Raw genomic sequence first — 20,819 nt, forward strand, 5'->3', positions numbered from 1 at the left:
ACCCGTTGCCGCCGGTTGTGCACAGGTCTATAAGACAGGAAGCAGTTATGAATAATCGAAACCGCCTGACCACCTACATCCTGGTCGCCCTCGTGCTCGGGATCATCGCAGGCTATGGCGTCAACGCCAGCGTGACGCCGGAGCAGGCGAAGTCCTTCTCCGACACGATGTCGCTGATCACGACCTTGTTCCTCCGCCTGATCAAGATGATCATCGCGCCACTGGTGTTCTCCACCCTGGTGGTCGGCATCGCCAAGATGGGCGACGCCAAGGAAGTGGGCCGCATCGGCGTCAAGGCGCTGGGCTGGTTCATCATCGCTTCCATCATCTCGCTGTCGCTGGGCCTGGTCCTGGTGAACCTGTTCCGTCCGGGCGACGCCATGGCCGTGTCGGGCGCGCTGCCGGCGGTCGGCACCTCGTCGGGCATCGCCACCACCAGCCTGACCCTGAAGGAGTTCATTACCCACCTGGTGCCGTCCTCCATCGCCGACGGCATGGCCAAGAACGAGATCCTGCAGATCGTCGTGTTCTCGCTGTTCTTCGGCACCGCTGCGGCGGCTGTCGGCGCGCGCGCCACCCCGCTGATCGATGCGGTCGACGGCGTCGCCCACATCATGCTGAAAGTGACCGGCTACGTGATGAACTTCGCGCCGATCGCCGTGTTCGCGGCGGTGGCGGGCATCATCGCCAAGAGCGGCCTGGGCGTGCTGTCGACCTACGGCATCTTCATGGCCGAGTTCTACCTGGGCATCGTGCTGCTGTGGGTGGTGCTGATCGGTATCGGCATGGCCTTCCTCGGCCCGCGCGTGCTGCGCCTGATCGCCGAGCTGCGCGGCCCTACCCTGCTGGCCTTCTCGACCGCGTCGTCGGAAGCGGCCTTCCCGAAAACCCTGGAAGGCCTGGAGCGCTTCGGCGTCAAGAACCGCCTGGCCGCCTTCGTGCTGCCGATCGGCTACTCGTTCAACCTGGACGGCTCGATGATGTACTGCACCTTCGCAGCCGTGTTCATCGCCCAGGCCTACGGCATCGAGCTGTCGCTGTCGACCCAGCTGACCATGATGCTGGTGCTGATGCTGACCTCGAAGGGCATGGCCGGCGTGCCGCGCGCCTCGCTGGTGGTGATTGCCGCTACCCTGTCCCAGTTCAACATCCCGGAAGCCGGCCTGCTGCTCCTGCTGGGCATCGACCACTTCCTGGACATGGCGCGCTCGGCCACCAACGTGATCGGCAACGGCATCGCCACCGCCGTGGTCGCGAAGTGGGAGGGCGACCTGGGCGAGCCGAGCAAGGACCCGGCCGTGGCGCCGCTGCGCTGAGCGCGCACCGTATCGATTGCAAGACCGAAGGCCTTCCAGCGATGGGAGGCCTTTTTTATAACGACAAGAGGAGCGAGACATGAAACAGCTGTACATGGCGGCGGGCCTGCTGCTTGCTGCAACCGGCGCCAGCGCCGCCACCCAGACGGTCAACTGCGGCCGCCTGCTCGACGTGAAGAGCGGGACCTGGCGCGAGAAGGTCGGCATCGTGGTCGAGAACGGCAGCGTCAAGTCGGTCGGCCCGATGAGCCAGGACGCCGGCGCCATCGACCTGTCGCGCCACGCCTGCCTGCCGGGCCTGATCGACATGCACGTGCACCTGACCAGCGAAACCACGCCGGTGGTCGACGCCTACCGCGATCGCCTCACCGCCGATCCTTCCGACATGGCCTTTCGCTCGGTGAAGTTCGCCCAGCGCACCTTGATGGCCGGCTTCACCACGGTACGCGACCTGGGCGCGGCCGACGGCCTGAACGTCTCGCTCAAGCGCGCCATCAACGCCGGCGAGATCCCCGGCCCGCGCATGTTCACCGCCGGGAAGTCGATCGCCACCACCGGCGGCCACGCCGACCCGACCAACAACCTGTCGCATTTCCTGAGCGAGAAGATCGGCACGCCCGGTCCGGAACAGGGTGTGGTCGACAGCCCGGAAGAAGCCCGCCAGGCCGTGCGTGCGCGCTACAAGGAAGGCGCGGACCTGATCAAGATCACCGCCACCGGTGGGGTGCTGAGCCAGGCCGCCAATGGCCAGAACTCGCAGTACACCGAAGACGAGCTGCGCGCCATCGTCAGCACCGCCAAGGACTACGGCTTCCGCGTCGCGGCCCACGCGCACGGCGCCGAAGGCATGAAGCGCGCGCTGCGCGCCGGCGTCGACTCGATCGAGCACGGCACCCTGATGGACGACGAGGTCATCGGCCTGTTCAAGAAGACCGGCGGCTGGTATGTGCCGACCATTTCGGCGGGCCGCTACGTCGCCGACAAGGCCAAGGATCCGAACTACTATTCCGCGCTGGTGCGCCCGAAGGCCGCCGCCATCGGGCCGCAGCTGCAGAACACCTTCGCCCGCGCCCATAAAGCCGGCGTGAAGATCGCCTTCGGCACCGACGCCGGCGTGTTCCCACACGGCGAGAACGCCAGGGAGTTCGGCTACATGGTCGAGGCGGGCATGAGCCCGATCGACGCGATCCGCGCCGCCACCATGCACGCCGCCGCGCTGCTCGACCAGGGCAAGCGCCTGGGCGCCATCGAGCCGGGCTTCGCCGCCGACATCATCGCGGTCGAAGGCGATCCGCTGCGCGACGTGAAGCAGCTCGAGCAAGTCAAGTTTGTCATGAAGGAAGGCGTCGTCTTCAAGAAGCTGTAAGACGTTTGCCGCAACGCCGTTCCCGTTACCGCGGGGACGGCTTTTTTGTTTAGGAGAAGTCCATGCTGTTCCACAAATCCGTCCGCGCCACGAGCGCGCTGTTCGGCTTTCTGTTCCTGCTCGTTACCGCGGCGCAGGCGCAGACTGCCAAGCTGCCGAACGTCACCATCCTCGCCACCGGCGGCACCATCGCCGGCACCGGCGCCACCAGCACCACCACGGTGGGCTACACCGCCGCCACGGTCGGCGTCCAGGCGCTGATCCAGGCCGTGCCCGAGATGACGAAGGTCGCCAACGTCACCGGCGAGCAGGTGTTCCAGATCGCCAGCGAAAACATGGGCAACGAGCACTGGCTGCAGCTGGCCAAGCGCGTCAACGTGCTGCTGGGCCAGCCGAATGTGGACGGGATCGTGATCACGCATGGCACCGATACGCTGGAAGAGACGGCCTACTTCCTGAACCTGGTCGTCAAGAGCAGGAAGCCGGTGGTGCTGGTGGGCTCGATGCGTCCGTCGACCGCGCTGTCGGCGGATGGTCCGATCAACCTGTACAACGCGGTCAACCTGGCCGGCAGCCCGGCGGCCGTCGGCAAGGGCGTGCTGGTGGCAATGAACGACCAGATCCACGCGGCGCGCGACGTGACCAAGGCGAATACCACGACCGCCGATACCTTCCGCGCGGCGGAGCTGGGCATGATCGGCTACATCCAGGGCGGCAAGCCTTATTTTTACCGCGAGGTGACGCGCAAGCATACGGTGGAGACCGAGTTCGATATCTCCAGGCTGGATGCGCTGCCGCAGGTGGATGTGGCGTATGCCTATGCGAACGTGGGCGCGGTGGCGGTCAATGCGCTGGTGGCAGCGGGCGCCAAGGGGCTGGTGCATGCGGGCGTGGGCAATGGCAGCTTGCCGGCCAGGACCAAGCCTGCGCTGGTCGCTGCGCGTGAAAAAGGCGTGGTGATCGTGCGTTCGAGCCGTGTGGGCCAGGGCATCGTGGCGCGTAATGGCGAGGCGAATGACGATCAGCTGGACTTCGTGGTGGCGGATACGCTCAGCCCGCAGAAGGCGCGTATTCTGCTGATGCTGGCGTTGACCAAGACCAGCAATACCAAGGAGATTCAGCGGATGTTCTATACCTACTAAGTCTTCAATACCCTCTTAGCCAGATCCGTCGTCCCGGCGAAGGCCGGGACCCAATTCCGCAGTACAGTGAGAACGCATGCGGTATCGGCGTGCATGCAAACTTGGATCCCGGCCTTCGCCGGGATGACGGTCTTAAAGCTAGCGGGAAGAATTTACTCCTGCTGTAATTCGAGCGGCGGCGAAGCCAGCTCCTCATCCGGCCTGGCCAGCTGCCTTTCCCACATCTGCGCATACAAACCACGCGCCGCCAGCAGCGAGCCGTGCGTCCCCCGCTCCACGATCTTCCCGTGATCCAGCACGATGATCTGCTGCGCATCCGCGATGGTCGACAACCTGTGTGCAATCACCAGCGTCGTCCGGTCCTTCGCGATCTCCTTCAACTGCGCCTGGATCGCCTGCTCCGACTTGGAATCCAGCGCCGACGTGGCCTCGTCGAAAATCAGGATCGCCGGATCCTTGAGCAAGGTCCTCGCAATCGCCACGCGCTGCTTCTCCCCGCCCGACAGTTTCAGCCCGCGCTCGCCCACCATGGTCTTGTACCCGTCCGGCAAACTCTCGATGAAATCATGGATCGACGCCGCCCTCGCCGCCGCCACGATGTCCTCATGCGACGCCCCCGGCCGGCCATAGGCGATGTTGTATTCGATGGTGTCGTTGAACAGCACCGTATCCTGCGGCACGATGCCAATTGCCGCGCGCAACGACTGCTGGGTGACTTCACGCAGATCCTGCCCGTCGATGCGGATCGATCCGCCGTTGACGTCGTAGAAGCGGAACAGCAGCCGCGACAAGGTCGACTTGCCCGAGCCGCTGTGCCCCACCACCGCCGTCGTGGTCCCGGCGGGAATAGTGAAGTCGACGTCGAACAGGATCTGGCGCTTGGTTTCGTAGCTGAACTCCACATGCGAGAACTCGACCCGCGCGCCCCTGGTCACCAGCGGCTGCGCGGTCGGCCCATCGGCCACCTCGCGGTTCTGGTCGAGCAGCGAGAACAGGCGCTCCATGTCCGCAAGGCTTTGCTTGATCTCGCGGTAGATCACGCCCAGGAAGTTGAGCGGAATGTACAGCTGGATCATGAAGGAGTTCACCAGCACCAGGTCGCCCAGGGTCATGGTGCCCGCGATCACGCCCTCGGTGGCGCGCCACAGGATCAGGGTGACGGCGGTGGCGATGATCAGCGACTGGCCGGTATTGAGCACCGACAGCGAGGTCTGCGAGCGCACCGCCGCGTTCTCGTAGTTCTGCAGCCCCTGGTCGTAGCGCCTGGCTTCGTAGTCTTCGTTGCCGAAGTACTTCACCGTCTCGTAGTTGAGCAGCGAATCGATGGCCTTGGTGTTGGCCTTCGAGTCCAGGTCGTTCATCGTGCGCCGGAAGTGGGTGCGCCATTCGGTGACGATCACGGTGAAGGCGATATAGGTCGCCAGCGCCACGGCCGTGATCACGCTGAACCAGATGTCGTAGTTGATCACCAGGTAGCCGAGCACCAGGGTGATCTCGACCAGGGTCGGCAGCACGTTGAACAGCGAATACGAGATCAGCGAATTCACGCCGCGCGTGCCGCGCTCGATGTCGCGCGTCATGCCGCCGGTCTGGCGGTTCAGGTGGAAGCGCAGCGACAGCGCGTGCAGGTGCCGGAAGACCTTCAGCGCGATGGTCCGTACCGCGCGCTGGGTCACGCGCGCGAACAGGAATTCGCGCAGCTCCGTAAATACCGTGGTCGACAGGCGCAGCAGGCCGTAGGCGATCAGGGCGCCGAGCGGCAGCACCAGCAGTGCCTGCGGATGGGCAGGGTCGATGGCCAGCTGGTCGATCAGCTGCTTGAGCACCAGCGGCACGCCGACGTTGGCCATCTTGGCGCCGATCAGGGCGCCGAGCGCGGCCAGGACCCGCCATTTGTAGACCCACAGATAGGGGAAGAGCGTGCGCAGGGTGGCCCAGTCGTTGCGGGGCGCGCCGCCGGCAGTGGGCGGCGGTGGGAGGGAACTCGCGGATGAGCGTCGCATGGCAGGGCTTCGTGATTTATGGTTCAATTCGGGACGATTGTAGCTTTTACCGAGATTTCAAGATGACGACCCCAGAAAACACCCTCCCCACCACTACCCGACTGCCGGCAGGAAAGATGCCGGAGTTGCGCGTCATGCCGGCACCGAGCGACGCCAACGTGTACGGCGACGTGTTCGGCGGCTGGATCATGGCCCAGGTCGACATCGCCGGCTCGCTGCCGGCCACCCGCCGCGCCAACGGCCGCGTGGCGACCATCGCCGTCAATTCCTTCGTGTTCAAGAATCCGGTGTTCGTGGGCGACCTGCTCTCGTTCTACGCCGATATCACCAAGGTGGGCAACACGTCCGTTACCGTGTGCGTCGAGGTCTACGCAGAGCGCAACCGCCTGCAGGCCGAAGTCGTGAAGGTCACCGAAGCGACCCTGACCTACGTCGCCACCGGCCCGGACCGCAAGCCGCGCCAGCTGCCGCCGCTCGATTCGCTGATCGCGCATCGTTAAGAATGCAGGGGGCGCGCCGGCTGTTCCTGTTACAGGGTGCACGCTGGTCGGCCGCGCTCACCGCTTCCTCGCTCGCCGCGCCGGCCAGCTCCGCCGGCACGGTCTATCCCTTCAGCCTCGGCGTCGCCTCGGGTTCCCCCCTGCCCGATTCGGTGATCCTGTGGACCCGCATCCTCGCCAATCCGCTCGACCCGTCCGGAACGCCGCCGGTCGCCCTGGCCGTGCGCTGGGAAGTGGCGGAGGACCAGGCTTTCCGCCGCATCGCCGCCAAGGGCAGCGCCACCGCCGTGCCGGAGCTCGCGCATAGCGTCCATGTGGACGTGATGGGCCTGATGCCGGAACGCTGGTACTGGTACCGCTTCATGCTGGGAGACGCCGTCAGCCCGGTCGGTCGCACGCGCACCGCGCCGGCGCCGGGCGCCATGCCGTCGATGCTGAAGCTGGCCGTGGCTTCCTGCCAGCACTGGGAATTCGGCAGTTATGCGGCGCACCGCCACATCGCGGCCAGCGCGCCGGACCTGGTGGCCTTCCTGGGCGACTACATCTACGAATGGGGTCCGTATCACCTCCAGCATCCGCAGCGCGTCACCCGCAACAACGAATCCTTCACGCTCGACGATTACCGGCGCCGCTATGCGCAGTACAAGAGCGATCCGGACCTGCAGGCCGCGCACCGCGCCGCTCCCTGGATCGTGACCTGGGACGACCACGAGGTGGCCAATGATTACGCCAACGGACGCGACGAGCTGCTGAGGGAGGATTTCGCCGGGCGGCGGGCGGCGGCCTACCAGGCCTTTTACGAGCACATGCCGCTGCGTCTTCCGCGGCCCGGCAGCTTCGCCCGGGTAAGCCTGCACCAGCGCTACGACTGGGGGCGCCTGGCGCGCATCCATGTGCTCGACGACCGCCAGTACCGCTCGGTGCAGGCCTGCCCACGCAAGGGACGCGGCGGCTCGAACGCCATGTTCGCGCACGAGTGCGCGGCGCTGCAGGATCCAAGGCGCTCGATGCTGGGACGGGAGCAGGAAGCCTGGCTGGGCGCCGGGCTGGCTTCGTCGCGCGCGCAGTGGAACATCCTGGCGCAGCAGACCCTCATGGCGCAGTCGAGCAGCTTCCCGGTCATCGGGACGGGGACCAACCGGGTGTGGACGGATGGATGGGATGGGTATCCGCTGGCGCGGCGCAGGCTGCTGGAGTCCGTGCTCAAGTCCGGGGCGAGCAATCCGGTGGTGCTGGGGGGCGATGTGCACACCTTTTATGCCTGCGAGCTGCGGCCGGATTTTGCGCGGGCGGTGTCGAAGGCCAATCCATTGGTGGCGACGGAGTTTTGCGGGACTTCGGTGACCTCGAGTTCACGGGCTCAGGCGAGGACGCTGGCGCATGTGTCGAATAATCCGCACATGAAGTATGGGCGGAGCGACAAGCGGGGTTATATGCTGATGGAGGTCACAGCCAAGGGATTGGCGACGCACTTCATGGGGCTGGATAATGTGTTCGATGCCAGGTCGGGGGCGGGGGTGCTGGCGTCGTTCCGCGTGGCGGATGGGAGGGTTGGGGTGGAGAGAGTAGGTTAGCGGCTGCGCATCGGAACTTGGGTCCCCGCCTTCGCGGGGACCCAAGTTCTGTCCGAACAGTGTTAGCCCTTAAGCCGGCTGCTGCACCTTCTCATCCCTCAGCTCACGCCGCAGGATCTTGCCCACGTTCGTCTTCGGCAGCGTCTCGCGGAACTCGACGAACTTCGGACGCTTGTAACCGGTCAGCTGCTCCTTGCAGAAATCGATGACATCTTCAGCGCTCAGCGCCGGGTCCTTGCGCACGATGTAGAGCTTGACCGCCTCGCCCGAGTGCTGGTCCGGTACGCCCACGCAAGCCACTTCCAGTACGCCCGGCATGCCGGCCACCACGCCTTCGACTTCGTTCGGATACACGTTGAAGCCCGACACCAGGATCATGTCCTTCTTGCGGTCGACGATGCGGGTGTAGCCGGTCGCTTCCATGATGCCGACGTCGCCGGTCTTGAAGAAGCCGTCCCTGGTCATGACCTTGGCCGTTTCGTCCGGACGGTTCCAGTAGCCCGCCATCACCTGCGGACCGCGCACGGCGATCTCGCCGGCGGTGCCGTAGGGCGCTTCGTTGTCCTGCTCGTCCACGATGCGCAGTTCGGTCGAGGGCAGCGGCAGGCCGATGGTGCCGGTGAACTCGGTGATGTCGCAGCGGTTCGCCGCCACCACCGGCGAGGTCTCCGACAGGCCGTAGCCTTCCACGATAGGCGCGCCGGTCACCTGCAGCCACTTGTCGGCCACCGGCTTTTGCACCGCCATGCCGCCGCCCGGGCAGACCATCAGGCTGGAATGGTCCAGCCTGGCGAATTCCGCGTTGTTGAGCAGGCCGTTGTACAGGGTGTTCACGGCCGGGAATACGTTGATGCGGTACTTGCCCAGTTCCTTGACGAAGCCCGGGATGTCGCGCGGGTTCGGGATCAGGAGGTTCATGCCGCCGGTGCGCATGCCCATCAGCGCGCACACGGTCAGCGCATAGATGTGGTACAGCGGCAGCGCGCAGGCATACTGCGCCTGCTCGCCCGGCTTCAGGCGCGCCAGGGTCGGGGCGAACCAGGCTTCGTTCTGCAGCACGTTGGCGATCACGTTGCGGTGCAGGAGCACGGCGCCTTTCGACACGCCGGTGGTGCCGCCGGTGTACTGCAGGAAGGCGATGTCGTCATGGCCGATGGTGACCGGCTTCATGGCCAGGCGCGCGCCTTCGGCCAGCACCTTGTTGAAGGCCACCGCGCCCGGGACCGAGAAGCCCGGCACCATCTTCTTGACCTTGCGCACCACCAGGTTGACCAGCAGGCCCTTCAGGCCCAGCAGGTCGCCCATGGTGGCGATCACGACGTGCTTGACCTGGGTCTTGTCGACCACCTGCTCCAGCGTGTGCGCGAAGTTCTCCAGCACGACGATGGCTTCGGCGCCCGAGTCGGTCAGCTGGTGCTGCAGTTCGCGCGGGGTGTACAGCGGATTGACGTTGACGACCACATAGCCGGCGCGCAGCACGGCGGCCAGCGCCACCGGGTATTGCAGGATGTTGGGCATCATCAGTGCCACGCGCGCGCCCGGCTTCAGGCCGCGGTTCTGCAGCCAGGCCGCCATGCGCTGCGACATCGCGTCCAGCTCGGCATAGGTGATGGACTTGCCCATGCAGGCGTAGGCCTTGCGGTCGGCGTACTTGCGGAACGCCTCCTCCAGCAAATGCGTCAGGGAGCGATACTGGGTCGGATCGATCTCCGGCACCACGCCTTTCTCGTACGACCCAAGCCAAAACTTATCCATCTGTGCCTTACCTTCCATATTGGTTCTCATAAAACGCGTGAGCCGTCCCTGCCGGGCGACCAGCGCCAGCCGAATGCCACCGCCGTGCTATTCGCGATGCGATTTACGCTGCCTGCTTCTCGTCCCTCAGCGCACGCCTCAGGATCTTGCCGACGTTCGTCTTGGGCAGCTCGTCGCGGAATTCGATGTACTTCGGCTTCTTGTAGCCGGTGAGCTGCTGCTTGCAGTAGTCCATCAGCTGCTCCACGGTGAGGTTCGGGTCCTTGCGCACCACGAACACCTTCACCGCCTCGCCCGAATGCGCGTCGGGCACGCCGATCACGGCGCATTCAAGCACGCCCGGATGGGCCGCGATCACGCCTTCCAGTTCGTTCGGGTAGACGTTGAAGCCCGACACCAGGATCATGTCCTTCTTGCGGTCGACGATCTTCACGTACCCGTTGTCATCCATCATACCCACGTCGCCGGTCTTGAAGAAACCGTCCGGCGTCATGACCTTGGCCGTCTCGTCCGGCCTGTTCCAGTAGCCCGCCATCACCTGCGGACCGCGAATCGCGATCTCGCCGACCTGGCCGTGGGCCAGCTCGCGGCCTTCGTCGTCCAGGATCGCGACCTCGGTCGACGACACCGGCAGGCCGATGGTGCCGGTGAATTCCGTCACGTCGCCGCGGTTCGCGGTCGCCAGCGGCGCGGTCTCCGACAGCCCGTAGGCTTCGGTGATGCCGGTGCCGGTAATGCTGCGCCACTTGTCGTTGACGACCTGCTGCACCGCCATCCCGCCGCCGACCGAGAACTTCAGCGACGAAAAATCGAGGTTGGCGAAGTCCGCGTTGTTCACCAGCGCGTTGTACAGCGTGTTCACCGCCGGGAACATGTGGAAGCGGTACTTGGCCAGCTCCTTCACGAAACCGGGGATGTCGCGCGGGTTCGGGATCAGCACCACCAGCGCGCCGCTGCGCATGCCCCACATCGCGCAGGCCGTCAGCGCGAAGATGTGGTACAGCGGCAGCGCGCAGATGGTCACCGGCTGCTCGTCCGGCGCCAGCCCCTGCAGTCCAGGCGCGGCCCAGGCTTCGGTCTGCAGCAGGTTGGCGATCACGTTGCGGTGCGTGAGCGTGGCGCCCTTCGACACGCCCGTGGTCCCGCCCGTGTACTGCAGGAAGGCCACGTCGTCCGACTTCAGCTCGGGCGCCTTGAACGGCATGCGGCTGCCCTGCGCCAGCGCTTCCTTGAAGCGCACCATGTTCGGCAGCGCGAAATCCGGCACCATCTTCTTGACGCTGCGCACCACGAAGTTGACCAGCACGCCCTTCACGCCGCCCAGCATCTCGCCCATGCTCGCCACCACCACGTGGCGCAACGGGGTCTTGCCCAGCACCTGCTGCACCGTGTGGGCGAAGTTCTCCAGCACGATGATCGCTTCGCTGCCCGAATCCTTGAGCTGGTGCTCGAGCTCGCGCGCCGTGTACAGCGGGTTCACATTGACCACGGTGTAGCCGGCGCGCAGGATCGCCGCGATGGCGATCGGGTACTGCAATACGTTCGGCATCATGATCGCCACCCGCGCGCCCGGGGCCATGCCCCGGCTTTGCAGCCAGGCCGCCAGTTTCTTCGAGTAGGCGTCCAGCTCGCGGTAGGTCATGAACTTGTCCATGCACACATACGCGTTGCGGTCAGCATAGGCGCTGAACGATTCTTCCAACAAATGCACCAGTGAACGGTATTGATCTGGATCAATCTCCGTAGGGACGCCCGGGGGATACGACTTGAGCCAAATTTTTTCCATCGGATGCCTCTGCCTCGAAATAGTTATCGTTGTGGTCGAGCGCCCTGGCTGGTGAGGCAGGCGCGCGTACGCGCGCATACCTTATGCCTTTGTTATCGCCGATGATGATGCTATCGGGCAGTGCTTTGATGCGCAAGCGCTTTCGGCGCGATTGGAACGGGTCCTCTATCTCTCTAACGCGCGCCGACCATGCTGCGCTGCACCACGAGCGGCGCCGGGGTGACGCTCGCGCCCAGGGTCTTCAGCACCCGGTGGCGGTCCGTCTTCTCCAGCTTGGCCAGCTGGTTGACAGCCTTGTAGAAGCCGCGCCAGCTCCTCTCGCGCTGCAGCAAAGCCCGGAAAGCGGGCACGAAATCGTTGTAGGTGGCGATCGAGGCCAGGTGGGCGTTCGACAGCGGCTCCTCGAAGAACTTGTCGTAGCCCGCATAGCCGCCCCAGCTCGCCTTGAGCACCTGGTAGTCGTCCTTCAGGGCCAGGAACAGGCGCGCCTTGGCCACCCGCTTCTCGCTATCCGGGACCATGCTCTTGTAAGTACGGTCCAGTTCGCCGCGATACTTGAGCAGCAGCGCCAGGAAGTCCTTCTTGCGCGCCGCATAGCGGTCGTAGGCTTCGCGCATCATGGGATTGCCGAAGCGTTCCAGCCAGCCTTCCACGCCCGCCTCCTCCACCGCGCTGGCGAAGGATTCGTTGAACTGCGAGTCGCCCGCCACATAGGTGACCTGGTGCGCCAGCTCATGGAAGAGCATGCGCGCCAGCTGGGCGTCCGGGTAGTTGATGAAGGTCGAGATCAAGGGGTCGCTGAACCATCCGAGCGTGGAATACGCGGCCACCCCGCCCACTTCGACGTCGTGGCCCTTGGCGCGCAAGTCCCTGGCGAAGGCCTGGGCTTCGGCCTTGCTGTAGTAGCCGCGGTAGTTCACGCAGCCGGCCACCGGGAAGCACCATTGCACGGGCTTGAGCGAGAGCTCGGGCGTGGCGACCACGTTCCACAGCACATAGGGACGCTTCAGGTGGGTGTAGTTGCTGTAGCTGCCATTGTCGGGCAGCTTCATTTCCTGGACCGCGTAGCGGCGGATCTGGCGCGCCGTCTCGAGGCGGTGGCGCAGCTTCACGCTGGTGCCGGGATCGGCGATCCAGTCGTCGATGGGACGCGAGTCGGTCAGCAGTTCGAGCTGACCTTGCGCGGCCTGGGAATAGTAGGAGAGGGATGAGCAGCTTGACAACATCAGGGCCGCGCAAGCGGCGGCCATCAGGGGCCGGAAGGCCTGGGAGAATCTAGACGGTTTCATCTCGCGTTGTTGATGCGGCCTTTTCGACCTGCACCAGGGTGTCGTAGAAAGTGGGCGCCCTGCCCATGTCGGTCAGACGCTGGCTGGTGACTTCATTGGCGTTCTTGCCATCGCTGGAAAGCTTCTTCCACCAGATGGACAAGCCCACCACCAGCCCTGGACGCGCCTTGTCGGTCACGCGTGCGCGGGCGACGAACGAGCCGCGGTCGTTATAGATGCGCGCCATATCCCCGTGCCCGATGCCGCGCGCGGCGGCATCCTCAGGGTGGATATCGAGGTGCGGCTCGCCCTCGGTAGCGCGCAGGCTCTGCACATTGACAAACGTTGAGTTGAGGAAGTTCCTCGCCGGTGGAGAGATCATCGCCAACGGATATTTCTCGGCAAGCTTCGGGTTGGAAGCGGCCGATTCATACGGAGCAATATAGGTCGGGAGCGGATCGAGTCCGTCCTTCGCCATGGTGCTCGAATAAAACTCGCACTTGCCTGACGGGGTCGGGAAGCCGCCTTCGGCGAACGGGGCGGCCGGCATGTTCAGTTTTTCCCAGCCCTTGCGCTTGAGCGATTCCCAGTCGAAGTGGATCGCGCGCACGTCCTTCTTGTTGAAGGCCTGGGCAGCGAGCTCGTCGTCGCTCTCCTTGAAGCAGGGATCGTCGAAGCCCATGCGCGCCGCCAGCAGGCGGAAGAATTCGGTGTTCGGCTTGGCCTCGCCCACCGGCGCCACGGCCGCGTTGTTGGCCATCATGTACAGGTGGCCATAGGCCAGGTGCGCATCGACGTGCTCGAGCTGGGTGGTGGCCGGCAGCAGGATGTCGGCGTAATCGGCGCTGTCGGTGCGGAAGTGTTCCAGCACCACCGTGAACAGGTCTTCGCGCTCGAAGCCCTGCTGCACCTTGGACGAATCCGGCGCGATCGCCAGCGGGTTGGCGTTGTAGACGATCACGGCTTCGATTTTGGGGCCGAACTCGGGCGAGGCCTGCTTGAGCAGGTCGTCGCCGATGGTGGTCATGTTGATCGTGCGCGGCATGCGGCCGTTCAGCAGGTCCGGGCGCTGGAGCGCCGCGCGGTCCGCCGGGAAGGTGCCCGAGGTCGACAGCTGGACGCCGCCGGCCGGATGGCGCCAGGCGCCCACCAGGGCCGGCAGGCAGGCGATGTTACGCACCGACATGCCGCCGCCGCGCACGCGCTGCAGGCCGTAGTTCATGCGGATCGCGGCCGCTTCGCCGCGCTTCGCGGTCTGGCCGTAGATGCGCGCCAGCTCCAGCACCTCTTCGACCGAGATGCCGCAGGTCTCGGCGGTGCGTTCCGGCGTCCATTCCGCGGCGCGCGCCTCGAGTTCCTCGAAGCCGAGGGTGTAGTTGGCGATGTAGTCGTGGTCGAGCAGGTCTTCCTTGATCAGCACGTGCATCATGCCCAGCGCCAGCGCGGCGTCGGTGCCCGGCAGCAGCGCGATGTGCTGGTGGCATTTCTCGGCCGTCAGCGAGCGGTAGGGGTCGATGGCGATCAGGGTCGCGCCGCGGCGCTTGGCTTCCTGGGCGCGCATCCAGAAGTGCAGGTTCGAGGCGATCGGGTTGCCGCCCCAGATCAGGATCAGTTTCGCGTTCTGGAATTCCTCGATGTCGGTGCCCATCGAGCCGCCGATGCTGTACTTGTAGCCGGTGGCGCCGGCCGTGGCGCAGATGGTGCGGTCGAGCAGCGAGGCGCCCAGCTTGTTGAAGAAGCGCAGCGACATCGAATCGCCCTGCACCAGGCCCATGGTGCCGGCATAGCTGTAGGGCAGGATGGCTTGCGGGTCGCGCGCGGCGATGTCCTTCAGGCGCGTGGCGATCTCGTCCATCGCCTGGTCCCAGCTGATGCGTTCGAACTTGCCCTCGCCCTTGCGGCCCACGCGGCGCATCGGATACAGCAGGCGGTCGGCGTGGTAGGTGCGGTCGACGTAGCGCGACACCTTGGTGCACAACACCCCGGCCGTGGTCGGATGCTCCGGATCGCCGCGCACCTCGGTCGCGACGCCGTCTTCGACGGTGACGAGCAGCGCGCAGGTATCGGGGCAATCGTGGGGGCAGGTCGCACGGACTTGGGTGGTGGTCATGTTCTTGTGATTTAGAAAACTGCGTATTAAAAACTGCTACGGACGGCGGGAAAACTGCGGGAAACCAATACTTTAAACGATTCCGGAGGCCTCTGTACCCTCCTCTATCAAGACTGTTTGAGGCAGGCTACAATAGTTCAAATCATGCAATGCAAACAAGACAAGCAGCATGACAAGACCAGGAGATCCCGAATGAAATTAGTGGAACCCATCCTTGCTTTCCAGACCGAGTTGCAGGCTATCCGCCGCGACCTGCACGCCCACCCGGAGCTGTGCTATGAAGAGGTGCGCACCGCCGACATGGTGGCCGAGCGCCTGACGGCCTGGGGCATTCCCATCGTGCGCGGGCTGGGGCTGACCGGCGTGGTCGGCATCATCAAGAACGGCACCTCGAACCGCGCCATCGGCCTGCGCGCCGACATGGATGCGCTGCCGATGCAGGAGCTGAACGGCTTCGCGCACGCCTCGACCAATCCGGGCAAGATGCACGCCTGCGGCCACGACGGCCACACCGCCATGCTGCTGGGCGCGGCCCACTACCTGGCGACCCACCGCAACTTCGATGGCACCGTGTACGTGATCTTCCAGCCGGCCGAGGAAGGCGGCGGCGGCGCCAGGCGCATGATGGACGACGGCCTGTTCGAGCAGTTCCCGATGGAAGCCGTGTACGGCATGCACAACTGGCCGGGCCTGGCCGAAGGCAGCTTCGGCGTGGTGGCCGGTCCGATGATGGCATCGAGTAACGAATTCCGCGTGGTGGTGCGCGGCAAGGGCGCACACGCGGCCCAGCCGCATCGCGCAATCGACCCGGTGATGGTGGCGGTGCAGATCGCCCAGAGCTGGCAGACGATCATCTCGCGCGAAAAGAACCCGCTGGAGACGGCGGTGCTGTCGATTACGCAAATCCATGCGGGCAGCGCCACCAATGTCATTCCGGACGAGGCCGAGCTGATCGGCACCGTGCGTACGTTCTCGACAGGCGTGCTCGACCTGATCGAACGGCGCATGAACGAGATCGCGGGCGGCGTGGCCGGGGGCTTCAATGCCAGCGTCGACTTCAGCTTCAAGCGTAACTATCCGCCGCTGGTGAACCATGCCGAGCAGACCGCGTTCGCGATCGAGGCCATGCGCGCGGTGGTGGGCCATGAGCGGGTCGACACCAATGTCGAGCCGACCATGGGAGCGGAGGACTTCGCCTTCATGCTGCAGGAAAAGCCGGGCTGCTATGTCTTCATCGGCAACGGCGAAGGCGAGCACCGCACGGGCGGACACGGGCTGGGGCCCTGCCAGCTGCACAACGGCAGCTACGACTTCAACGACAACCTGCTGCCGATCGGCGCCAGCTACTGGGTGCGGCTGGTGGAGATGAGCCTGCCGGCCTCAGCTTAAGCGGTCGGGCGCATCGCCCAGGCGCTGGCCCGGGTTCATGCGTTCCAGCGCGATCAGTGCGGCCGCATGGTCGGCCTGGGGCAGCTCGCCCGCGATCGTCTCGTACTGCCGCGTCACCAGCTCGGTGACCGGCAGCGCCAGCCCTGCCGCGCCCGCGGCGGCCAGCACATTGTGCAAGTCTTTCAGCTGGCTCTTCACCTGCCCGCCCGCAACAAAATTACGCTCGAGCATGCGCTGGCCATGCACTTCCAGGATGCGGCTGCCCGCGAAGCCGCCGCGGATCGCTTCGCGCACCTCGACCGGATCGGCGCCGGCGGCCTGCGCCAGCAGCAGCGCCTCGGCCACCACGTTCAGGGTCGCGCCGACGATCAGCTGGTTGCACAGCTTGGCCACTTGCCCGCTGCCCGCCGGGCCTACCAGGCGCGGCGTACCCATCGCGCGCAGCAGCGGCGCGGCCTCGTCGAAGTCCGCCTGGCTTCCGCCGGCCATGATGGCCAGCTGGCCGTTTTGCGCGCCGCCCACGCCGCCGGAAACCGGCGCGTCGAGGAAGCGGCAGCCCCGCGCCGCCAGGATCGCGTGGAAGTCCAGCGCCTCGTCCTGGCGGGTCGAGCTCATGTCGATCCACAGGCTGCCCGGCGCCAGGGCAGGCAGCGCCGCCGCCATCACTTCCCTGACGATGGGCCCCGCCTCCAGCATCGAGATCACGATGCGCGCGCCCGCAACGGCGTCGGGCAGCTTCGCGTGCGGCTCGGCGCCTTCCGCGCGCAAGGCCTCGGCCTTGGCGAATGTGCGGTTCCAGGCGCGCACCGGGTGGCCGGCCCGCGCCAGCCGCGCCGCCATCGGCCCGCCCATCAGGCCGATGCCCAGGAAAGCGATGACGGGGCGGTCCATCAGAACAGTCCCAGGAATTTCTTCTTGACCGTGTTGACCCGGTCCGGCACGACCACGTCGGTGACGTTCTTGTCGTTGAACTTGTCGAGCAGCTCGGCGAAGCCGCGGCGGCGCACCAGGTCCAACTCTTCGCGGTAGAGCGGCACCACGCAATGGAAATACACGTCCTTGCCGTCCACGTTCACGAAATGGAAGGGCTCGGGCGCCGACACCGGCGGCAGCAGGATCGCGCCTTCGAACTTGACGCCGGCCGTGTAGGGCTTGGCCGGGCTGCCGTTCGGCACCGTGTGGCCGAGGCCGATCCAGGTCGCGTGCTGGTGCGGATAATGGACCAGGTGGCGCATCAGGGCCACCGGCCAGTACCAGCGCTCGTCCTTGACCGATTCCTCGTCCAGCTTCCAGTCGGGCGGCAGCGACATCATCAGCTCGCCGTAGGGCGGCGCGCCTTCCGGGGTGGTCATCGGGCGCTGGCTCATACCGGAGCTCACCAGGCGCAGGAAGGGATAGGCGGGACCGGCCGGAATCACGTGGATGTCGACCTGCACCGGATCGGCCACGGTGTCGTGGAAGACCATGGCGGGCGCGCCGAGGTGGGCAGCGATGTGCTCGGCAATGGGGTCGTGAGGCAGCACGGCGGCTTGCGTCTGGCGCTCCATGGGGGCGGCGAGCGGGTACAGGGGGGTGGTGCTGGGTTCGGCCATGTCGGACTCGGTTCAATGTGGTCGGCGGGCGCCTATGATACCCGCGCCGCCTAAGTTTGCGGGCTGTCAGCACGGGTTTGTTCACACTAGTACAATACCGCATCCCTGACTTATATTTAACAGTTCAGGCACCTATTTCGAAGGCATAACATGAAGATGATGAAAAATAGCGCCGTGGCGCTGGCGTTCGTCAGCACCGCCCTGTTCGCCCAGGCCGGCCACGCCGCCGACGGCTGGATCGATTCCGCCTCGGTCGAAGTCGGCAGCAAGTCGGAGCAGAAGATGGTCCGCTTCGCCCTGCAGTCGGACTGGAGCCGGCGCTGGTTCGCCTCCAACGGCCGCCACCTGTCGGGCTACTGGGACGCCAACCTGGCGCTCTGGCGCCTGGAGGCCTACCGCAACGTGCCGGGCCAGAAGAAAAACATCGCCGTGGCCGGCTTCACCCCGGTGTTCCGCTACCAGGCCGACGACAAGCTGGGCTGGTATGCCGAGGCCGGCATCGGCGTGAGCCTGCTGTCGGACCTGTACAAGAACGAGGACAAGGAACTCTCGACCGCCTTCCAGTTCGCCGACCATCTGGGCGTGGGCTACACCACCGCCAAGTGGGACCTGGGCCTGCGCTTCCAGCACTACTCGAACGGCAGCATCAAGAGCCCGAACGCCGGCGCCAACTGGCTGGTCGCGCGCGCGGCCTGGCGCTTCTAAGACTGTGCACGCACCGGGCTCGCTGGCGCGGGCCCGGTGCGCGGACTTACTTCGATTTGTGACACAATCGGCCGGAGCGCCCGCCGCGGCGTGCATCCCTGCCCGAGGCCCGATTGACCCCATCCAGCAACACCTTCAAGCGCTACCTTCCGTGGCTCGTCGCCACTGCCCTATTCATGGAGCAGCTCGACGCCACCATCGTCAATACAGCCATTCCCAGCATCGCGGCCAGCCTCGGCGTGACCCCGCTCAGCCTCAAGTCCGTGGTCACCAGCTACATCCTCGGCCTGGCCGTGGGCATCCCGGTCAGCGGCTGGATGGCCGACCGCTTCGGCACGCGGCGCGTGTTCTTCACCGCGATCGCGATCTTCACCCTGGCCTCGGTGCTGTGCGGGCTGTCGCTGAACGCCGGCATGATGACCGCCGCGCGCCTGCTGCAAGGCCTGGGCGGGGCGATGATGATGCCGGTCGGGCGCCTGGCCATCGTGCGCACCTTCCCCAAGAACGAGCTGCTGGGGGCGATGAATTTCGTGATCATCCCGGCCCTGATCGGTCCCCTGCTCGGGCCGACGGTGGGCGGCCTGATCGTGCACTGGACCACGTGGCGCGTGATCTTCTTCGTCAACGTGCCGGTCGGCCTGCTGGCGCTCTGGTTCGTGTGGCGCCACATGCCGGACTACGCGGCCGATGAACGCCGGCCGCTGGACGTCATCGGGCTGATCCTGTTCAGCAGCGGCACCGCCATCCTGTCCTGGCTGCTGGAAGTGTTCGGCGAACATACGCTGGCGCCGCTCACGGCCGGCCTGCTGTTCGCGCTCTCGGCGGCCCTGCTGGCCGCCTACGCCTGGCACGCCAGCCGCACCAAGCACCCGCTGCTGCGCCTGGCTTTGCTGAAAGTGCGCACCTTCCGCATCGCGGTACTGGGCGGCTTCGTCACGCGGCTCGGCGTGGGCGGCCTGCCCTTCCTGCTGCCGCTGCTGTACCAGCTCGGCCTGGGCCTGCCGGCCTGGCAATCGGGCCTGCTGATGATGCCCGCCGCGGCCGCCGCGATGGGCATGAAGCTGTTCGCGTCCAAGCTGCTGGGACGCTTCGGCTACCGCCAGGTGCTGGTGGTGAACACGGTCTGCATCGGCATCACCATCGCCCTGTTCACCCTGGTGGGAACGGGCACGCCGCTCTATGCGATCGTGGCCATCAGCCTGATGCAGGGCTTCTTCAATTCGCTGCAGTTCTCCAGCATGAATACCCTGGCCTACGCCGATATCGAGCCGCAGGATTCGAGCATGGCCAGCACCATCTCCAGCTCCTTCCAGCAGCTGTCGATGAGCTTCGGCCTGGCGGCCGGCTCGATCGTGACCGCCTGGTTCCTGGGCGGCGTACCGCAGACCGATCACGTCCAGGTGACGCGCGCGCTGCACCACGGCTTCGCGACCCTGGCGCTGCTGACGGTGATCTCGGCCTTCGTGTTCTGGCGCCTGCGGCGCGACGACGGCGACAGCATCAGCCGCGGCCACGCAATGGCCAAGGAAGCGGCTCCGGTGACGGCGACGACAGAGTAAGCGGCACGCGTTTCACCCCGCCCTTTCGGCAGGCAGTGCGTCCGGGATGGTCTCCGCGTTACGCCGCCTTGCCCGCTGCGCGTACAGCACCAGCGCGAACACGATGGCGGAGGCGATCCACATCGACCACAGGGTATGGGTCAGGAAGTGCGCGCCGCGCAGCTGCTGCATCCAGCCGACCGCGAAGCCCGCCGCCAGCGAGAACACGGCCGCCAGCATCGCCTTGCGCGGCGAGCCGGGCAGCCAGAGCACGAGGACCGAAACCAGCCACAGCGCACTGGAGGCGTGACCGGCGGGCAGGCAATGGCCGGCCGACGCGCCGAGCGGCAAGGCTTCGAAGATGCGCACATAGGGTTCGGCGCCGCAATAGCGGGCCAGGTCCCAGGGACAGTGGGCGATGCTCCGCGACTTGAGCAGGCTGGTGACGAGCGGCACCAGTACCGCCGACAGGGCGACGATGCGCAGGCGCAGGCGCTGCACGTGGCCGAGGCGCTCGCGCGGCCAGGCCGCATCCGCGATCGCGGCGGCGATCACGAAGGAAGCCATCACCGTCAGCACCGTCTTGAGAATGCGGTGGTTGAAGGTATCGGCCAGCCAGGCGTCGCGCCAGGGGAAGACGCCGTGCAGGCGGTCGAACATGGCGTCGGCCAGGCGCAGGTCGACGTCGGTCCAGCTTCCCAGCCAGTAGATGAGCAGCGCACAGGCGGCCAGGCCCAGGGCGATGCGCCGGGTGGCTGCGCTGCTCAACAACTGA

The 20,819-nt window shown here is 65.9% G+C and carries 16 protein-coding genes; 8 read left to right on the forward strand and 8 right to left on the reverse strand.

Features of this window, described 5'->3' with window-relative positions; genetic code table 11:
- Positions 1 to 47 precede the first annotated feature (47 nt).
- From KBW95_RS01370 to KBW95_RS01380, 3 genes are all read left to right on the forward strand, one after another.
- On the forward strand, positions 48 to 1,316 hold the full coding sequence (locus KBW95_RS01370) for a dicarboxylate/amino acid:cation symporter (protein ID WP_211525912.1): 1,269 nt from the start codon (positions 48 to 50) through the stop codon (positions 1,314 to 1,316).
- Positions 1,317 to 1,395: 79 nt separating this feature from the next.
- Positions 1,396 to 2,682, forward strand: coding sequence for an amidohydrolase family protein (locus KBW95_RS01375; RefSeq protein ID WP_211525911.1), 1,287 nt, complete (start codon positions 1,396 to 1,398; stop codon positions 2,680 to 2,682).
- 62 nt (positions 2,683 to 2,744) lie between these two features.
- On the forward strand, positions 2,745 to 3,824 hold the full coding sequence (locus KBW95_RS01380; protein ID WP_211525910.1) for a type II asparaginase: 1,080 nt from the start codon (positions 2,745 to 2,747) through the stop codon (positions 3,822 to 3,824).
- Positions 3,825 to 3,976: 152 nt separating this feature from the next.
- On the opposite strand, the gene KBW95_RS01385 is transcribed toward KBW95_RS01380, so the two are convergent.
- Positions 3,977 to 5,827, reverse strand: a complete 1,851-nt coding sequence (locus KBW95_RS01385) for an ABC transporter ATP-binding protein/permease (protein ID WP_211527318.1) — start codon at positions 5,825 to 5,827, stop codon at positions 3,977 to 3,979.
- A 62-nt stretch (positions 5,828 to 5,889) separates the two neighbouring features.
- On the opposite strand from KBW95_RS01385, the gene KBW95_RS01390 reads away from it, so the two are divergent.
- Both KBW95_RS01390 and KBW95_RS01395 read left to right on the forward strand, forming a co-directional pair.
- Entirely contained in the window at positions 5,890 to 6,327 is a 438-nt protein-coding gene (locus tag KBW95_RS01390) for an acyl-CoA thioesterase (protein WP_211525908.1), read from the forward strand.
- Between the two features lie 2 nt (positions 6,328 to 6,329).
- Positions 6,330 to 7,901, forward strand: coding sequence for an alkaline phosphatase (locus tag KBW95_RS01395; protein WP_211527319.1), 1,572 nt, complete (start codon positions 6,330 to 6,332; stop codon positions 7,899 to 7,901).
- Positions 7,902 to 7,970: 69 nt separating this feature from the next.
- Here KBW95_RS01395 and KBW95_RS01400 read toward each other — a convergent pair whose 3' ends face one another.
- From KBW95_RS01400 to KBW95_RS01415, 4 genes are all read right to left on the reverse strand, one after another.
- On the reverse strand, positions 7,971 to 9,656 hold the full coding sequence (locus KBW95_RS01400; RefSeq protein ID WP_211525906.1) for a long-chain-fatty-acid--CoA ligase: 1,686 nt from the start codon (positions 9,654 to 9,656) through the stop codon (positions 7,971 to 7,973).
- Between the two features lie 103 nt (positions 9,657 to 9,759).
- On the reverse strand, positions 9,760 to 11,442 hold the full coding sequence (locus KBW95_RS01405) for a long-chain-fatty-acid--CoA ligase (protein WP_211525905.1): 1,683 nt from the start codon (positions 11,440 to 11,442) through the stop codon (positions 9,760 to 9,762).
- Between the two features lie 173 nt (positions 11,443 to 11,615).
- A complete protein-coding gene (locus tag KBW95_RS01410) occupies positions 11,616 to 12,692 on the reverse strand; it encodes an aminopeptidase (RefSeq protein WP_211525948.1) in 1,077 nt (358 codons plus the stop codon).
- 25 nt (positions 12,693 to 12,717) lie between these two features.
- A complete protein-coding gene (locus KBW95_RS01415; protein ID WP_211527320.1) occupies positions 12,718 to 14,820 on the reverse strand; it encodes a molybdopterin-dependent oxidoreductase in 2,103 nt (700 codons plus the stop codon).
- 192 nt (positions 14,821 to 15,012) lie between these two features.
- On the opposite strand from KBW95_RS01415, the gene KBW95_RS01420 reads away from it, so the two are divergent.
- The gene (locus KBW95_RS01420) at positions 15,013 to 16,209 is read left to right on the forward strand and encodes a M20 aminoacylase family protein (RefSeq protein ID WP_211525903.1); all 1,197 of its coding nucleotides are present in this window, start codon (positions 15,013 to 15,015) and stop codon (positions 16,207 to 16,209) included.
- Here the strand turns inward: KBW95_RS01420 and KBW95_RS01425 are convergent.
- Entirely contained in the window at positions 16,201 to 17,100 is a 900-nt protein-coding gene (locus KBW95_RS01425) for an NAD(P)-dependent oxidoreductase (protein ID WP_211525902.1), read from the reverse strand. The two genes, KBW95_RS01420 and KBW95_RS01425, sit on opposite strands and share 9 nt — an antisense overlap.
- Positions 17,100 to 17,801: a suppressor of fused domain protein gene (locus KBW95_RS01430; protein ID WP_211527321.1), complete on the reverse strand. Its 702-nt coding sequence runs from the start codon at positions 17,799 to 17,801 to the stop codon at positions 17,100 to 17,102. Before KBW95_RS01430 ends, KBW95_RS01425 begins: the two co-directional genes overlap by 1 nt.
- A 150-nt stretch (positions 17,802 to 17,951) precedes the next feature.
- Between KBW95_RS01430 and KBW95_RS01435 the strand changes: the two genes are divergently transcribed.
- Together KBW95_RS01435 and KBW95_RS01440 are read left to right on the forward strand one after the other, a co-directional pair.
- Positions 17,952 to 18,506: an acyloxyacyl hydrolase gene (locus KBW95_RS01435; protein ID WP_229429466.1), complete on the forward strand. Its 555-nt coding sequence runs from the start codon at positions 17,952 to 17,954 to the stop codon at positions 18,504 to 18,506.
- A gap of 113 nt (positions 18,507 to 18,619) precedes the next feature.
- The gene (locus KBW95_RS01440) at positions 18,620 to 20,065 is read left to right on the forward strand and encodes a DHA2 family efflux MFS transporter permease subunit (RefSeq protein WP_211525900.1); all 1,446 of its coding nucleotides are present in this window, start codon (positions 18,620 to 18,622) and stop codon (positions 20,063 to 20,065) included.
- A 12-nt stretch (positions 20,066 to 20,077) separates the two neighbouring features.
- Here KBW95_RS01440 and KBW95_RS01445 read toward each other — a convergent pair whose 3' ends face one another.
- The gene (locus KBW95_RS01445; RefSeq protein WP_229429467.1) at positions 20,078 to 20,815 is read right to left on the reverse strand and encodes a phosphatase PAP2 family protein; all 738 of its coding nucleotides are present in this window, start codon (positions 20,813 to 20,815) and stop codon (positions 20,078 to 20,080) included.
- Positions 20,816 to 20,819 lie beyond the last annotated feature (4 nt).

Origin of the sequence: Massilia sp. ZL223, from assembly GCF_018119395.1 — a bacterium.
Lineage (GTDB): Bacteria > Pseudomonadota > Gammaproteobacteria > Burkholderiales > Burkholderiaceae_D > Telluria.

What these genes read in the sequence shown, in the direction of transcription:
- KBW95_RS01375 (WP_211525911.1), top strand. Translation starts at nt 1,396, where the DNA reads ATGAAACAGCTGTACATGGCGGCGGGCCTGCTGCTTGCTGCAACCGGC.
- KBW95_RS01400 (WP_211525906.1), bottom strand. Translation starts at nt 9,656, where the DNA reads ATGGATAAGTTTTGGCTTGGGTCGTACGAGAAAGGCGTGGTGCCGGAG.
- KBW95_RS01425 (WP_211525902.1), bottom strand. Translation starts at nt 17,100, where the DNA reads ATGGACCGCCCCGTCATCGCTTTCCTGGGCATCGGCCTGATGGGCGGG.
- KBW95_RS01395 (WP_211527319.1), top strand. Translation starts at nt 6,330, where the DNA reads ATGCAGGGGGCGCGCCGGCTGTTCCTGTTACAGGGTGCACGCTGGTCG.
- KBW95_RS01405 (WP_211525905.1), bottom strand. Translation starts at nt 11,442, where the DNA reads ATGGAAAAAATTTGGCTCAAGTCGTATCCCCCGGGCGTCCCTACGGAG.
- KBW95_RS01370 (WP_211525912.1), top strand. Translation starts at nt 48, where the DNA reads ATGAATAATCGAAACCGCCTGACCACCTACATCCTGGTCGCCCTCGTG.
- KBW95_RS01390 (WP_211525908.1), top strand. Translation starts at nt 5,890, where the DNA reads ATGACGACCCCAGAAAACACCCTCCCCACCACTACCCGACTGCCGGCA.
- KBW95_RS01380 (WP_211525910.1), top strand. Translation starts at nt 2,745, where the DNA reads ATGCTGTTCCACAAATCCGTCCGCGCCACGAGCGCGCTGTTCGGCTTT.
- KBW95_RS01415 (WP_211527320.1), bottom strand. Translation starts at nt 14,820, where the DNA reads ATGACCACCACCCAAGTCCGTGCGACCTGCCCCCACGATTGCCCCGAT.
- KBW95_RS01435 (WP_229429466.1), top strand. Translation starts at nt 17,952, where the DNA reads ATGAAGATGATGAAAAATAGCGCCGTGGCGCTGGCGTTCGTCAGCACC.
- KBW95_RS01410 (WP_211525948.1), bottom strand. Translation starts at nt 12,692, where the DNA reads ATGGCCGCCGCTTGCGCGGCCCTGATGTTGTCAAGCTGCTCATCCCTC.
- KBW95_RS01385 (WP_211527318.1), bottom strand. Translation starts at nt 5,827, where the DNA reads ATGCGACGCTCATCCGCGAGTTCCCTCCCACCGCCGCCCACTGCCGGC.
- KBW95_RS01430 (WP_211527321.1), bottom strand. Translation starts at nt 17,801, where the DNA reads ATGGCCGAACCCAGCACCACCCCCCTGTACCCGCTCGCCGCCCCCATG.
- KBW95_RS01420 (WP_211525903.1), top strand. Translation starts at nt 15,013, where the DNA reads ATGAAATTAGTGGAACCCATCCTTGCTTTCCAGACCGAGTTGCAGGCT.